At 70.4% G+C, this 14,356-nt stretch carries 17 protein-coding genes; 9 read left to right on the plus strand and 8 right to left on the minus strand.

Translation table 11 applies throughout. The features are described 5' to 3' along the window. Positions 1-6: 6 nt before the first annotated feature. The 3 genes from FLV34_RS21145 to FLV34_RS21155 all read right to left on the minus strand — a co-directional run bounded on the left by FLV34_RS21145 (position 7) and on the right by FLV34_RS21155 (position 1,438). The gene (locus tag FLV34_RS21145) at positions 7-255 is read right to left on the minus strand and encodes a DUF397 domain-containing protein (protein ID WP_312845732.1); all 249 of its coding nucleotides are present in this window, start codon (positions 253-255) and stop codon (positions 7-9) included. Between the two features lie 54 nt (positions 256-309). After that, complete coding sequence (locus FLV34_RS21150; RefSeq protein ID WP_142647215.1) at positions 310-513, minus strand: DUF397 domain-containing protein; 204 nt, start codon at positions 511-513, stop codon at positions 310-312. A 61-nt stretch (positions 514-574) separates the two neighbouring features. Then, a complete protein-coding gene (locus tag FLV34_RS21155; protein ID WP_142647214.1) occupies positions 575-1,438 on the minus strand; it encodes a helix-turn-helix transcriptional regulator in 864 nt (287 codons plus the stop codon). Positions 1,439-1,796: 358 nt separating this feature from the next. Between FLV34_RS21155 and FLV34_RS21160 the strand changes: the two genes are divergently transcribed. Then, positions 1,797-2,075: a hypothetical protein gene (locus FLV34_RS21160; protein ID WP_142647213.1), complete on the plus strand. Its 279-nt coding sequence runs from the start codon at positions 1,797-1,799 to the stop codon at positions 2,073-2,075. Next, positions 2,072-2,665 (plus strand): hypothetical protein, encoded by a 594-nt coding sequence (locus FLV34_RS21165; RefSeq protein ID WP_147943858.1) that lies wholly within the window; start codon positions 2,072-2,074, stop codon positions 2,663-2,665. Before FLV34_RS21160 ends, FLV34_RS21165 begins: the two co-directional genes overlap by 4 nt. Positions 2,666-2,690: 25 nt before the next feature. Here FLV34_RS21165 and mscL read toward each other — a convergent pair whose 3' ends face one another. After that, positions 2,691-3,119: a large conductance mechanosensitive channel protein MscL gene (mscL, locus tag FLV34_RS21170; RefSeq protein ID WP_142647211.1), complete on the minus strand. Its 429-nt coding sequence runs from the start codon at positions 3,117-3,119 to the stop codon at positions 2,691-2,693. 158 nt (positions 3,120-3,277) lie between these two features. Here mscL and FLV34_RS21175 point away from each other — a divergent pair, with 158 nt between their 5' ends. Further along, complete coding sequence (locus tag FLV34_RS21175; protein WP_222709573.1) at positions 3,278-3,913, plus strand: class I SAM-dependent methyltransferase; 636 nt, start codon at positions 3,278-3,280, stop codon at positions 3,911-3,913. A gap of 98 nt (positions 3,914-4,011) precedes the next feature. Here the strand turns inward: FLV34_RS21175 and FLV34_RS21180 are convergent, their stop codons facing one another. Beyond that, positions 4,012-5,499 (minus strand): serine/threonine-protein kinase, encoded by a 1,488-nt coding sequence (locus FLV34_RS21180; RefSeq protein WP_261985855.1) that lies wholly within the window; start codon positions 5,497-5,499, stop codon positions 4,012-4,014. After that, positions 5,486-6,490, minus strand: coding sequence for a LacI family DNA-binding transcriptional regulator (locus FLV34_RS21185; protein WP_030510556.1), 1,005 nt, complete (start codon positions 6,488-6,490; stop codon positions 5,486-5,488). The genes FLV34_RS21180 and FLV34_RS21185 overlap by 14 nt, the downstream gene beginning before the upstream one ends. Positions 6,491-6,910: 420 nt before the next feature. Here FLV34_RS21185 and FLV34_RS21190 point away from each other — a divergent pair, with 420 nt between their 5' ends. Continuing rightward, positions 6,911-7,558: a DUF305 domain-containing protein gene (locus FLV34_RS21190; protein ID WP_187280684.1), complete on the plus strand. Its 648-nt coding sequence runs from the start codon at positions 6,911-6,913 to the stop codon at positions 7,556-7,558. Between the two features lie 19 nt (positions 7,559-7,577). Here the strand turns inward: FLV34_RS21190 and FLV34_RS21195 are convergent, their stop codons facing one another. Beyond that, the gene (locus tag FLV34_RS21195) at positions 7,578-8,213 is read right to left on the minus strand and encodes a hypothetical protein (RefSeq protein WP_147943861.1); all 636 of its coding nucleotides are present in this window, start codon (positions 8,211-8,213) and stop codon (positions 7,578-7,580) included. A 156-nt stretch (positions 8,214-8,369) separates the two neighbouring features. On the opposite strand from FLV34_RS21195, the gene FLV34_RS21200 reads away from it, so the two are divergent. After that, complete coding sequence (locus FLV34_RS21200) at positions 8,370-9,053, plus strand: response regulator transcription factor (protein WP_142647207.1); 684 nt, start codon at positions 8,370-8,372, stop codon at positions 9,051-9,053. Between the two features lie 27 nt (positions 9,054-9,080). Beyond that, on the plus strand, positions 9,081-10,406 hold the full coding sequence (locus tag FLV34_RS21205; RefSeq protein ID WP_142647206.1) for a sensor histidine kinase KdpD: 1,326 nt from the start codon (positions 9,081-9,083) through the stop codon (positions 10,404-10,406). An 83-nt stretch (positions 10,407-10,489) separates the two neighbouring features. Here FLV34_RS21205 and FLV34_RS21210 read toward each other — a convergent pair whose 3' ends face one another. Continuing rightward, positions 10,490-11,347, minus strand: a complete 858-nt coding sequence (locus FLV34_RS21210; RefSeq protein WP_147943862.1) for an SDR family oxidoreductase — start codon at positions 11,345-11,347, stop codon at positions 10,490-10,492. Positions 11,348-11,424: 77 nt separating this feature from the next. Here FLV34_RS21210 and FLV34_RS21215 point away from each other — a divergent pair, with 77 nt between their 5' ends. The 3 genes from FLV34_RS21215 to glgX all read left to right on the plus strand — a co-directional run bounded on the left by FLV34_RS21215 (position 11,425) and on the right by glgX (position 14,209). Next, positions 11,425-11,796 (plus strand): helix-turn-helix domain-containing protein, encoded by a 372-nt coding sequence (locus tag FLV34_RS21215; RefSeq protein WP_142647204.1) that lies wholly within the window; start codon positions 11,425-11,427, stop codon positions 11,794-11,796. Positions 11,797-11,915: 119 nt separating this feature from the next. After that, entirely contained in the window at positions 11,916-12,056 is a 141-nt protein-coding gene (locus tag FLV34_RS40610; protein ID WP_168065842.1) for a hypothetical protein, read from the plus strand. Further along, a complete protein-coding gene (gene glgX, locus FLV34_RS21220; RefSeq protein WP_142647203.1) occupies positions 12,053-14,209 on the plus strand; it encodes a glycogen debranching protein GlgX in 2,157 nt (718 codons plus the stop codon). Before FLV34_RS40610 ends, glgX begins: the two co-directional genes overlap by 4 nt. Positions 14,210-14,356: the final 147 nt, after the last annotated feature.

The following is a 14,356-nucleotide window of genomic DNA, read 5'->3' on the forward strand; positions in this document are numbered from 1 at the left end:
TCGATGTCAGGACGGGTCGAACGCCCCGGTCTTGGCCTCCTGCAGGAATGCCCGCCATTCCTCGGCAGTGAAGGCCAGCACAGGACTGTCGTCGCCCTGCTTCCCGTCGCGAACGCCGACTCGCCCATCCTGAAAAGCCACTTCGACGCAGTTACCGCCGCCGCAGGCCCGCCGCCATGTCGCATCGCTGAACGTAGGTCGGCCTGCCATCCACCCTCCCGAACGTGAGTTGCGCAGCAACGGCGAAAGCGCCACTCCCATAAATTTACCTTTGCAGGCCCTCTTCGGGATAGTGGCGAGCGCGGCAGATCACTTCGTGAGGTCGTAGGCGCCCGCTTTCGCAGCCGCCACGAAGGCGTGCCATTCCTGGAGTGAGTAATAGAGCGCTCCGGCGTCCGGATTTTTCGAGTCCCGAAGGGCGACTCCCTCCGTCACCTGCGCGAACTGCACGCAGTTCCCACCGCTGCAGCGCGAGGAGACACGCCATTCCACGTTTCTCTCAATCGGTTTCATATGCTCCTGTCCCTCAGTAGAGTGTCCCGAGAGACGGTCGCTCCCTCTGTGATCTGGGTGGTCAGCTGGGGCTGAAGTCCGATTTAGCACGGGCAATGCGTTTGAGGGACTCGTTGGGAGAGAGCGCGATAGCGCGTAGGCGGTCGACCGCCTCACGGTAAACTTCTAACTCGTTGGGCTTCTCCAGATACTCCACTCGGTCCAGTGATTCGTGATAGACGACATCCGACAGATGTGAGTCGCGGAAGCGGAACATCACGAAGGGGTCGTCCGCACACATGTAGGGTCCCGCGGTGAAGGGGATTACCTGCACCGTCACATGCGGAGCCTGTCCCACGGCGAGCAGATGCTCCAGCTGGGCGGCCATGACCGCCGCGTCGCCGGTCACTCGGTGCAGTGCCGCCTCGTCGACAAAGGTCCAGTAGCGAGGGGGTTCGTGCTTCGCCAGGAGCTCTTGGCGCTTTATGCGAGCCTCGACGCGCCTGTCCAGCACCTCCTGCCTGATGCCCGGAAGTAGCCCTCGGATCAGCGCCCGGGCGTACTCCTCTGTCTGGAACAGTGCGGGAAGGTAGCTGATCTGCAGTTCGATGATCGAAGACGCCGCCGCCTCGAGGTCCATGTACGTGTAGATCGCGTCGTAGCCTAGGTCGCCGTACTCTTGGCGGAGCCCCGGCAGGCGCGACTCTCTGGCCCAGTTCATTAGCTGGCGAACCTGGTCCTCGTCCGTCACGCCGTAGATGCGGCACAGATCTCGTACGTCGCGCTGGCTGATGCCACGCTGCGCCTTTTCCATGCGCGTTATCTTGGCTGCGCTGCAGAGCAGCTGCTCCGCGACCTGCTCGGCCGTCATCCCTGCGGAAGTCCGCATCTCTCTGAGCCGGTTCGCCAACTGGCGCCGGCGGATGGTCACGTTCGTCCCGGCCATGAGCGGTCACCTTCTGAGCCCATGAAGCGCTAAGAGTCGCAGGTTAACACGCGGATGGCAGGTGCCGCAGGAAAATGTCGTTTGTCAATTGCCAACAGCTGATTGCCGCAGGCAAAGGACGGGTATGAGCCAGACATAAGCCTCAACGTGGCGGCTGGACCAGCCGGTTCCCGGAAGGAGGCGATGCGAGGCGGGGGCCCATCTTCTGGCCCTCTTTTCCCCGGAAACGCGCTGCTGGGCCGATGGTGGCACATCGACCCAGCGCAGACGACCATCCGACCTGCCTGATCAGCAAAGGGATGATCCCGTGCACTTTAACAGCAAGAACATGCGTGCTCCTTCCCCCACTGGATTACGGATGCGCATCATCGCCCTCCTGTGGAGGGTCGGTGAGGAGGCGTTCGCCGAGATCGACGCGTTCGCTTGGGTGCAGCGCTGGGAGATCCGGCGCACCTGGCACACGCACACCTACCGCGACACCCGGTTCGACGCGCTGGTCGCCTGTACGGTCTGCTCGGCGCAAGGGCAATGCCCGACGGGGCTGCCGTGCCGCCGATGCCGGGGCACCGGGCGGGTCAACCTGCTCGAACCGCCGGCCTCCCGCAGGCCGGAGCGCCCCTCGGGCGGCCGGGCATGAGGCACCTCGTCAGGCGGAATCCGCACCTGGTCCTGCGGTTCATCGAGCGGGAGACCTCTCCCGTCGCGCGGCCGGGACCGCTGCTGGTGCTGTGGAGGTGGCGTTACGAGGCGATGCTGCTGGCGGGTGGACCGGCGGTCGTGGCCGTCGCCGTCCGGGCGGCGGGCCCGGCCGTGACGATCGTCGCCGGATCCCTGGTCTGCCTGCTCATCCTGGTGTGGCCGCAGGCACGCCGGGAGATGGCGGGCCGCTTCTGGTGCGTGGTGACCCCCCACCGCGTACGGAAGGCCTGCGCCGAGGCGTTGATCGTCAACCGGCGGGGCAAGCTGCCCATGATCCTCCGTACGAGGCCGGAGCCGTTCGGCGAGCGCCTGTGGGTGTGGTGCAGGGCGGGGACCAGCCCGGGCGACCTCGAACGGGCCCGGGACATGATCGCCGCCGCGTGCTGGCTGGCCCACGGGGTGCGGATCACCAGGGACCCGCACCGGACGTCGCTCGTCATCGTGGACGTGCTGCGGCGCGCCGGCCGCCCCGTTCCCGGGGAACTGCCGGAAACCGGAGAGCGGACGTTGAGCCGGTTCCGCCCCTGACGACGAGGACGGGCCCGCGGAGAGGTCAGGCAGGGGGCTTCTCGGCGGCGGGGACGATGGACAGTTCGGCTGTGCAGAAGGCGCAGCGCCTGGCGCCGACGGGGATGTCGGACAGGCACTCGGGGCACTTCTTCTCGGTGGCCTCCTTCTTGGTGTCGAAAAGGCTCAGGAAACGGGTCATCGGCAGGACGACCAGCCAGTAGATGACGGCGGCGATGATCAGGAATGTCAACAGGTGGTTGACGAAGTCGCCATACTTGAACACCGCGCCGTTGACGGTGAACGTGAAGCCGGAGAAGTCGGGTTGCCTCCCGCCGGTGACGGCCGCGATCAGGGGGGTGATCAGGTCCTCTACCAGGGCCTGAATGAGTCCACTGAACGTCGCGCCCACGACCACGGCGACGGCGAGCTCCACCAGATTGCCCCGCATGAGGAACTTCTTGAATCCGCTCATGAGGCAACGGCCTATCTGTTTTACCTCCCCTATGCAAGGGTGTGGCCCGTAGGGATCTGAAATAGACCCATGCGGGGAAGGGGACGACGATGTCCGAGCGACCGGAAAACCCCGCCGGTGATTCGTTCGGCGGACGGCCTCCGACCAGTCATGAACGTATGACGGGGCTGCCGTGGGACGCGTCGTATCACGACGGCCCCGCGCCATGGGACATCGGGGGTCCGCAGCCGGCGATCGTACGTCTGGCGGCCGAGGGCCGGTTCGCCGGAACGGTTCTCGACGCGGGCTGCGGGAGCGGAGAGAACGCCCTGCACGTCGCCGCGCTGGGCTTGCCGGTTCTGGGCGTCGACGTGGCCGAGACGGCACTGGCGAGAGCGCGGGCGAAGGCCGGCGAGCGGGGGATCGAGGCCGAGTTCGCCGTGGCCGACGCCCTCCACCTGGAACGCCTGGGGCGCAGGTTCGAGACGGTGCTCGACTGCGGGCTGTTCCATACTTTCGACGGCGACGAGCGCCTCGGATACGTGGCGAGCCTGGCGGCGGTGACCGAGCGCGACGGCATCGTGTTCGTGCTGTGCTTCAGCGACAGGGGTCCTGACACCGGCCCGCATCCGGTCGGTGAGGAAGAGCTGAGGGGGCGTTCGCCGCGGTCGGCGGATGGGATGTCGTGGCCGTCGAACCGGATCGGGTTCACACGCGATGTCACGACAACGGCGCACCGGCGTGGCTCGCGACGATCAAACGGATCTGAACACCGTCCGGGGGCTGGGCTTCGTTGGCCGGCCCTACGGCGGTAGAAGATGATTTCGGTCCCAGCTTGACCGATTAACGGACACGGCTGGACTTTCGGTCCTGACGGAACTCAACAGAGGGTTGTTCTGGGAGCGCTCCCACTTTAGGTATCGCTGGCCTCGCTGAGAGCGGCTTCAACCCGGTCGAGCGCGGCCAGCAGTTCCCCCTTCAGCGTGAGCGGCAGGCGTCCCTCCTGATAGCGGACCTCGACCTTGGTGCGCATGACGGCCAGTCCCTCGCCGTTGCCGACGGCGTTGCGCAGCACCTGCTTGAGGTCGAGCGCGACGTCGTCGTCGATGTCGTGGGTGGCCTCCGCGCCGTCCACGAGCAGGTTGAACTGCCGGACCGCGGTGTCGACCCGCATCGGCGCGGCCGTGGTGGCCAGCGGCAGCGGCGCCACGTCGGCCTTGCGGGTGGCCGAGGTCTCCGGCTGCCGCACCGTGTCGCCGGCGTGGCGGTCCTTCTTGACGACCCTCACCTTGACCGAGGGGGAGGGGCGGTGCCTGCCCGGCCCGGCCTCCTGCAGGGGGGCGGCGACGGGGGCGACGGTGTGCCGGAGTTCGGCGACGGCTCCGGCCTGCGGCGCCGGCGAGGCGGTGACCTGCGAGGCGGTGACCTGCGACTGCGCGGGCGAGGGGGTGGGCGGGACGGCGACGGCTCCGACCTCGGGGCCCTGCACCTGGGTGAACCACAGAATGCCGCCGAGGGCGGCTGCCCCGACGGCGGTGGCTCCCCAGCCGGCCCCGCGTGGGCCGGGCGGCTTCTTCATCGAGGTCAGCGCGGCGGCGACGGCCCGCGCGGTCGGCCGGTCGACCGGGTCGGGGCACAGGCAGCGCCGACACAGGTCGGCGACCTCCTGCGGCAGGCCCGGCACCCCTTCCGGCGTCGGCGGCGGGCCTTCCCGCCGTGCCGCCTCGATGTCCTCCCAGGTCTTCTCCGGGTAGGGCAGGGTGCCCGTGAGCATCTCGAACAGCAGCACGCCGAGCGCGTAGACGTCCACGGCCGGGTCGGCCGTCGTCCCCTTCAGCCGCTCCGGCGCCACGTACGGCGGGGGGCCGAAGTCGGCGACGAGCTGGTCGTCGGCCTCGCCGATGAACGCGGCGATCCCGAAGTCGAGCAGCTTGGGCCCGTCGTCGGCGAGCAGCACGTTCTCCGGGGTGACGTCGCGGTGGACGATGCCCCGGTCGTGGGCCGCGGCCAGCACCTTCGCCAGCCCGGCGGCGATCTCCACCGCCTCGGCCCAGGGCAGCGGGCCCTCGATGATCCGGTCGGCCAGCGACCGGCCCTCCAGCAGGCGCATGACCACGAAGGACGCCAGCCTGCCGCCGTTCGTGACCGTCTCGCCGTAGTCGTAGACCTCGATCGCGTCCGGGTGGATGAGCCGGGCGGTGGCCCTGGCCTCCCGGCGCATGAGTTCCCGTCCGGGATTGTCGTCGCCGAGCGAGCCGTCCAGCACCTTGATCGCGACCAGGCGCTGGAGTGACTGGTCGAAGGCGCGCCAAATGACCGACATCCCGCCCGTCGCTATCCGCTCCTGGAGCAGATAGCGACGGGTCAGGACGTCGCCTTCTCGAAGCTCAGGCCGATTCACGAACCACCAGTTCCGTGGGCAGCACCGGATTGCCCTTGGGATTGTCCCCGTCCCCGAGTGTCATGAGAAGCAGTCGTGCGGCGAGCGTGGCCATTTCCTCGACGGGCTGCCTGACCGTGGTCAGCGTCGGCGAGGTGTGCCTGGCCACGGGCGCGTCGTCGTATCCGATGACGGCCACGTCGTCAGGCACTTTCCGCCCGGCGCGGCGCAGTGTCTGCATCGCCCCGGCCGCCATCACGTCCGACGCCGCGAACACGGCGTCGAGGTGCGGCGCCCGTTGCAGCAGCCACTGCATGGCATGCGCACCCGAGGCGTGGGTGAAGTCGCCGTACGCCACCGGCATGTCGAGCACACCGGCGTCGCGAAGCGTCTGCCGGAAGCCCTCCAGCCGGTCGCGCGCGGCCGGCAGGGTCGGCGGCCCGGCGATGGTGGCGATGTGCTTGCGGTTGTTGAGCAGCAGGTGCTCGGCCGCCTGCCGTCCGCCGTCACGGTTGTCCATGTCGACGAACGGGAGGTCGATGCCGTCTGGCGGCCGCCCGGCACAGCGTACGGGGACGCCCGAGGCCGCCAGCGTGACCGCGAGGGGGTGCCGCGCGCGTGCCCCGATCAGCAGGACGCCGTCGACGGCGCCCGCGACCAGCGGCGGTGCGGCGATGGAGGCGGTCGCAGGGGTCGCGGTCATCACGACCATCGGCACCCCATGCGTCGTCAACACCTCCTCGCAGGCGGACAGGAGCCTGGCGTAGAACGGCTCGGTGAAAAGGCGTGGACTGTGCTCGCAGACGACCGCGGCGATGATCTGCTCGGCCCGCCTGCCCGCGGATCCCCGGGGGGCGCGGCGCCGTACATAGCCCAGACGCGACATCGCGTCGTGGACTTGTCGGCGGGTCGACGTGGTCACGCGTACCGAGCCGGTCAAGACCCGGGAAGCTGTTGCCGGGGAGACGCCGGCTGCGGCGGCTACCTCTGCGAGGGTGGGAAGATCGGCCATCCGGTCTCCTCGGCCCGAAGGTTCACACGGCTTGGGAGCGCTCCCAAGCGAAAGTATCACTGTTTCGCTCGTGTCAACAGAGGTTTCCTCGGTGTGAAACCTTTCGTAGAGTTTCGCTCCTGTTTGGCACAGTTGGAGGCTAGAGCACAAGGGTGATCCAGGGAAGTGAATGGGAATTTTGACACGCGATGCCCAGCTTGTCCGATAATCACCGTAAATATGCCGAAACGCCGTGCGGAGGGCGGCCGGAACTGCCCGGCGGTAGGGTCCTGCGGCAAGGGATCACGGACGGACCCGCTCGCCGGGCCCCGGTGGGCGTCGCGGCCGTCCCCGAGCCAGAACCGGAAAGGCCTTCCAGTGACGACCACTATCCGCCGTCTCCCCGCCGTCACGATCCGTGTGACGGGAGCATTAACGGGCATGCTCGCGGCGGCCCTGCTCGCCGGATGCGGAACCCCGGACCTGGCGGGCGAGGCCGCCTCACCGGCTCCGGTGGGACAGGCCGCCGCCTCGCCCCCCGCCACGCCTGAGACGACGCCCACACCGAGCCCCGACGCCACTGATACTTCCGAGGCCGCCGCGGCACCGGACGAGACCGATGCGGCGCAGCAGCCCGGCGGGAGCAAGGCCGCCGACGTGGCGTTCGCCCGGAAGATGGTGCCGCACCACCTCCAGGCCCTGGAGATGGCCAGGATCGCGCAGACCCGGGCGGGCGACCCGTGGGTCGGGCAGTTCGCGGCGAAGGTCGCCACGGCCCGCGACGCCGACATCCGCACGTTCAAGGGCTGGCTCGACATGTGGGGCGCGGAGCCTCTGCCGCGCGACCACGCGATGCCCGGCACGCAGACGCGCGCCGAGATCGAGGCGCTGGCCAAGCTGAACGGCCCGTCCTTCGACCGGAAGTACGTGACGCTGATGATCGAGCACGACAACGGCGCGATCAAGCTCGCCCGGGCCGAGCAGGCCGACGGCTCCTTCGACGGGGCCAAGGCGCTGGCCACCGCCACCGTCACCGCGCTGGGCGCCGAGGTCAAGGAGCTCAAGAAATACCGCGACCTGCTCGACTGAGCCCCGCCGCCGGAACCCCTCAGTTCTCGTACGTGTCGAGCCTGGGGGGCAGGGCGTTCCAGGTGCAGAACGCCGACGACTCATGGGCGTCCCGGAGGAACGCGACCCGCAGCCACTGGTCCTCCTCCCAGACCTTGACCTCGTAGCCGTCGTTCGGGGTCGCCGTCACCACATGGCAGTCCGCGGAGGTCACCGCGATCGTCGCCCGGCCGCCCTTCAGCGTGAACGTGTGCAGGCTCTCCCCGTCGGCGGCCTTGCGCTGCCGGGGGGCGGGTGCGGACTCCGTCGTACGCGCCGGCCGCGTGGCCCGGGCCGGGCGCGGTGCCGGGGAGGTCCGCACGGTCCGCACCGGAGTGGCGGCGGGCCGGGAGGGAGACCGCCGGCCGGGTGTCGCGCCGCCGGAGGGCCGCGGCCCGGACGGCGCTGGGGACGGCTTCTCCGACACCCCCACCGCGGTCGGCGAGACGGTCGGTGAGACGGTCGGCGGGACCGGCGGCGAGACGGACGGGGGCGCGGCGACGGCCACCACGGGAGCGAGTGGAGCATCGTCGAGGATCGCGCTGCGCAACACGTCGCGCACGCCGAGCCAGGACACGCCGACGGCGACGGCGGTGGCCCCGCACCAGGCGATCACGTAACCGGCGGTCCTTCTCATGTGGCCGCTCACTCTAGTCCGTGATCGGAATTGTCGCTCGGTCCATTTTGGTCAACCTCTACTAATTTGAGCATGCCGTAAATGGCCATAAAGCCGCGTGTTTCGGATCGCTCTTCCCGGGACGCCGCGCCGGGTCGGAGTGTACGTTTCGGGTTCATGGCGACCGTTCTGGTGGTTGAGGACGACGAGTTCGTCCGATCCGCGATCATCCGCGACCTGACCGGGCGCAGCCACGCGGTCCGCAGCGCGGGCCGGGCGCTCGACGCCCTGCGCGAGATCGCCCACGTCGCCCCCGACGTGGTCGTCCTCGATCTGGGGCTGCCCGACCTCGACGGCGCGGAGGCGCTGAAGATGCTCCGCGCGATCTCCGACGTGCCGGTCATCGTGGCCACCGCGCGGGACGACGAGGCCGAGATCGTCCGCCTGCTGCGCGACGGCGCGGACGACTACCTGGTCAAGCCGTTCTCCGGCGACCACCTCAACGCCCGGCTTGAAGCCGTGCTGCGCCGGGCCAGGCCCGGGGCGTCGTCGTCGGTCGCGAGGGTCGGCGGCCTGGTCGTCGACGCCGACCGCCGGGAGGCCCGCCTCGACGGCGCGCCGCTCGACCTCACCCGCCGGGAGTTCGACCTGCTGGCCTACCTCGCCGCCCGTCCCGACCGCGTGATCTCGCGCAGGGAGCTGCTGGCGGAGGTGTGGCGGCAGTCGTACGGAGACGACCAGACGATCGACGTGCACCTGTCCTGGCTGCGGCGCAAGCTCGGCGAGAGCGCCTCCCGGCCCCGCTATCTGCACACGGTGCGGGGCGTCGGCGTGCGCCTCAGCCCCCCTGCAGAGGGCTGAACCCCGGCGTCTTGAGCGGGAGCGGCGGTGAGACGGAGCCTGGCCCTGGTGGCGGTGGCCGTGACGGCGATGGTCGCGCTGGCCTTCCTCATCCCGCTGGCCGTGGCCGTGAAGGAGATCGCCGAGAGCCGCGCGCTCGCCGACGCCGAGCGCCAGGCCGCCACGATCGTGCCCGCCCTCGTCGTGACCGACGACGCCGTCGCGCTGGAGCGCGCGCTGGCCAGCACCCCGGCGGGGACCTCGCGCCTGGCCGTCCATCTCCCGGACGGGCGTACGGTGGGCCGCTCCCGGGTCACGGCGACCGACGTCGCGGGCGCGGCGGAAAGGGCCAGGACCGTGCCGGTAGGCAAGGGATATGTGCTGCTCAGGCCGGTCGCGCTGGGCGACGGGCGGTGGGCCGTCATCGAGGTGTACGCGCCCGAGGCCGACGCGAGGAAGGGCGTGTCCACCTCATGGGCCGTGCTGACCGGCGTCGCGGTCACCCTCGTGGTGGGGTCGGTGGTGGTGGCCGACCGGCTCGGGGCCCGGGTGGTGCGGGCGGCCCGCAGGCTCGGGCAGGCGGCTGCGGCCCTCGGCGCGGGCGACCTGACCGTGCGCATCACCCCTGACGGCCCGCCCGAGCTGGTGGCCGCCGGGCGGGCGTTCAACGCGATGGCCGACCAGGTCGCGGGACTGCTCGCGGCCGAGCGCGAGCTCGCCGCCGACCTGTCGCACCGGCTGCGCACCCCGCTGACCGCGCTGCGGCTCAACCTGGGCGGCACCGGACCCGAGGCCGAGCAGCGCAGGCTCGCCATCGACCGGCTCGAACGGGCCGTCGACGAGATCATCGAGGCCGCCCGGCGGCCGTCCCGGACGGTGCCCGCGGGCTGCGACGCCGCGCTCGTGCTCCGGGAACGGCTCGCCTTCTGGTCGGCGCTGGCCGAGGACCAGGCGCGGCCGTGGCAGCTCGTCGGCGCCGACGAGCCCAGCCCGGTGCCGGTCGCCGCGGCCGATCTCGGCGCGGTGGTCGACGCGCTGCTCGGCAACGTCTTCCGTCACACGCCGCAGGGCACGGCCTTCCGCGTCACACTGCACCGGGGGAGCGGCATGGTGGGCATCCTCGTCGCCGACGCGGGCCCGGGCATCCCCGATCCCGAGAAGGCGCTGCGGCGGGGCAACAGCGGGGCCGGCTCGACCGGGCTCGGTCTCGACATCGCCCGGCGGCTGGCCGAGTCGACGGGCGGCGGGGTGCGCATCGAGCCCTCGGCGCTCGGGGGGACCGGTGTCAACCTGTGGCTGCACACCGACGGCCGGGCCGCGGGCCCGCGCCGCCGCCTGCTGCGGCGCACCCGGGCCCACGGCTCCCGCCCCTGACTCCGCGCCGGGATCGTCCGAAAACTCCTCCTGCCGTGAGGTGAATTCGGAGGACCGCAACCGGAGAGAAGCCGGGCGGGTGATCAGCCGTTCTTCAGGGCCTCCGCGAGGGTGTCGCGCAGCGGCGTGGTCGGCCTTTCGATGAGGCGGGACAGGTCGCCGGGGGGGGCGCCGAGCCAGCCGTCGGCGATGCCGGCGTCGGTCTGGGCGAACATCGCCGCGACCGGCTCGGGCAGGCCGTACGACTCCAGGACCTTGGCGTACTCCGCGACGGGCAGGTCCCGATATTCGACCGGCGCGCCGGACAGCTCGGAGACCAGGGCGGCCAGCTCGGGCAGGCTCCAGGCGACGTCGCCCGTCAGTTCGTACACCGCGCTGCGGTGGCCTTCACCGGTCAGGACGGCCGCCGCGGCGGCGGCGTAGTCGGCGCGTGCCGCCGAGGCGACGCGGCCGTCGCGCGCGCTGCCCGCGATGACGCCGCTCTGCACGGCCTGCCGGGCCGTCGCGACGTAGTTCTCGTGATACCAGCCGTTGCGCAGGAACGCGAAGGGCACCCCGCTCGCGCGGATGTACTCCTCGGTCGCCTTGTGCTCGGGCGCGAGCCCCAGCGGGGTGGTGTCGGCGTGCACGATGCTGGTGTAGGCGAGCAGCTCCACACCGGCGGCCTTGGCGGCGTCCACCACGGCCTTGTGCTGGCCGACGCGCCGGCCGACCTCGCTGCCGGAGATGAGCAGGACCTTGGTGGCGCCCTCGAACGCCGGTCCGAGCGTGTCGGGGCGGTCGTAGTCGGCCTCGCGCACCTGGACGCCGCGCTCGGCCAGGTCGGCCACCTTCTCCGGGCTGCGTACCGCCGCGACGATCCGCTCGGCGGGCACGCGCCCGGCGAGCTCCTCGACGACCAGACGGCCGAGGTGTCCGGAAGCTCCGGTCACGACGATCATGGTTTCTCCCTCCACGGCACTTTCCCTTGGTTAGTGCTTTCTATCAGAAAGCACTATGGGAGCGTAAGCTGGCGGACATGGAGGAGTTCGAGGACTTCGTCGCCGATGTCTTCTCGCGGAAATGCACATCGCGCTCGGTGCTGGAGACGATCACCGGCCGGTGGGCGATCCTGGCGCTGGCGGCCCTGTACGAGGCGCCCTACCGATTCAACGCGCTGCGCCGCCGCGTCGACGGGGTGAGCGAGAAGATGCTGTCCCAGACCCTCCAGGCACTCGAACGCGACGGCATGGTGCTGCGCGAGGCCGAGCACACGATCCCGCCCCGGGTCGAATACAGCATCACCCCGCTCGGGCGCGAGGCCGCCGAGCGCCTGCTTCCCCTCATCGCCTGGGCGGAGGAGCGCATGCCCGACGTCGTCGCGGCCCGCCTGCGCCACGAACGACGCTGACCGGGCGTCGGTGCACGTCACCGGTGGTTTGCTCGCCGATGGGCGGTTCAACCCGTTGCCATACACGCAGTTAACGTGGCGAGACTGTCGAAGCCATTTCCGGGCAGGCACGATGTCTTGTGAACGACATTCAGCACCACGATCCCGCGCGCGGGGTGTCCGGGACCGGCCGGGCCGTGCGCGGGCGCGACCATAGAGCCGGTGGGCTCCGGGACCTTCCCGGCGCGACCGCCGAGCCGGAGGGCGAGGAGGTCCAGTGAGGGAGATCTGGCCGGGGGATTCCTATCCGCTCGGGGCGACGTACGACGGCGCGGGCACCAACTTCTCGCTCTTCTCCGAGGTGGCCGAGCGCGTCGAGCTGTGCCTTTTCGACGACGACGGCAACGAGGAACGCGTCACGCTGAGCGAGGTGGACGGCTTCGTCTGGCACTGCTACCTGCCCGGTGTGGGGCCGGGCCAGCGGTACGGCTACCGCGTCCACGGGCCCTACTCGCCCGCCGACGGCCTGCGCTGCAACCCCGGCAAGCTGCTGCTCGACCCGTACGCCAAGGCGGTGGAGGGCTCGGTGCAATGGGACCAGGCGGTCTACGGATACCGCTTCGGCGAGCCGGACAGCCGGGACGACAGCGACTCGGCGCCCTACGTGCCGAGGTCGATCGTCGTCAACCCCTTCTTCGGCTGGGGACACGACCGGCCGCCTGCCACGCCGTACCACGACACGGTGATCTACGAGGCGCACGTGCGCGGCCTGACGATCAGCCACCCGAAGATCCCCGAGCGGATCCGGGGCACGTACGCCGCCCTGGGCCACCCCGAGATCATCGACCACCTCACCTCGCTCGGCGTCACCGCGATCGAGCTCATGCCGGTGCACCAGTTCGTGACCGACCACATGCTGGAGAAGCGCGGGCTGTCCAACTACTGGGGCTACAACACGATCGGGTTCTTCGCGCCGCACAACGCGTACTCCAGCTCGGGGCAGCGCGGCGGGCAGGTGCTGGAGTTCAAGGCGATGGTGAAGGCCCTGCACGAGGCGGGCATCGAGGTGATCCTCGACGTCGTCTACAACCACACGGCGGAGGGCAACCACCTGGGCCCGACCCTGTCGATGCGGGGCATCGACAACGCCAACTACTACCGCCTGGTCGAGGACGACCGGCGCTACTACATGGACACCACCGGCACCGGCAACAGCCTGCTGATGCGCAGCCCCCACGCGCTGCAGTTGATCATGGACTCGCTGCGTTACTGGGTCCGCGACATGCACGTGGACGGCTTCCGCTTCGACCTCGCGGCCTCCCTCGCCCGCGAGCTGCACGAGGTCGACCGGCTGAGCGCGTTCTTCGACCTCGTGCAGCAGGACCCGGTGCTGTCGCAGGTCAAGCTCATCGCCGAGCCGTGGGACGTCGGCCCCGGCGGCTACCAGGTCGGCAACTTCCCGGCCCGCTGGACCGAGTGGAACGGCCGCTATCGCGACACGATCCGCGACCTGTGGCGGGGCGAGCCCGCCGCGCTGCCGGAGTTCGCCAGCCGTCTCACCGGGTCGAGCGACCTCTACCAGGACGACAGCCGCCGCCCGGCCGCGTCGATCAACTTCGTCACCTGTCACGACGGGTTCACGCTCCAGGACCTCGTGTCGTACAACGACAAGCACAACGAGGCCAACGGCGAGGACAACCGCGACGGCGCCGACGACAACCGCGCCTGGAACTGCGGGGTGGAGGGCCCGGCCACCGGCCCGGTCGCCCAGCTCCGCGAACGGCAGAAGCGCAACTTCCTGGCCACGCTGTTCCTGTCGCAGGGCGTGCCGCTGCTGTCGCACGGCGACGAGATCGGCCGCACCCAGCAGGGCAACAACAACTCCTACTGCCAGGACAACGAGATCAGCTGGGTCGACTGGGGCGCGATCCTGGACGCCAATGCGCGGGCCGACGCGGGCACCAGGGAGAAGCGCCAGCTCCTCGACTTCACCCGGCGCCTGGCCCGGCTGCGCCGCGACCACCCGGTCTTCCGCCGCCGCCGCTTCTTCTACGGCCGGCCCGTACGCGGATCGCACGACGAGCTGAGCGACATCGCCTGGCTCACGCCGTCCGGCACGGAGATGACCGACGCCGACTGGACCAACGGCTACGCCAAGGCGCTGGCGGTGTTCCTGAACGGCGACGCCATCACCGAGCCCGACCGGCGCGGCCGGCGGATCAGCGACGACTCGTTCCTGCTGCTGTTCAACGCCCACCACGAGGTGATCAAGTTCACGATCCCGGACGACTACGGCGAGCTGTGGGCCACCGACCTGGACACCGCGATGCCGGTGATGCGCGAGTCGCGCGTGTGCCGGGCGGGCGAGGCCGTGCCGGTGAGCGGCCGGTCGGTGCGGGTGCTGCGCAGGGTCCGGCCGGGGCTGGGGTCCTGACCAGCACCGATGCCCGAATAGAGTGCGCTTCGGCCGTCGGCCGGCGCGACACCGGGCAGGAGGGGAGCGGCTCGTGCGCTCCTCCTGCACGGTGCTTCTCCTGCACGGTGCTTCTCCTGCACGGTGCTCCTCCTGTCCGGGCGGTGG

Origin of the sequence: Microbispora sp. CSR-4, assembly GCF_008033685.1 — a bacterium.
Classification (GTDB): Bacteria; Actinomycetota; Actinomycetes; order Streptosporangiales; family Streptosporangiaceae; genus Microbispora.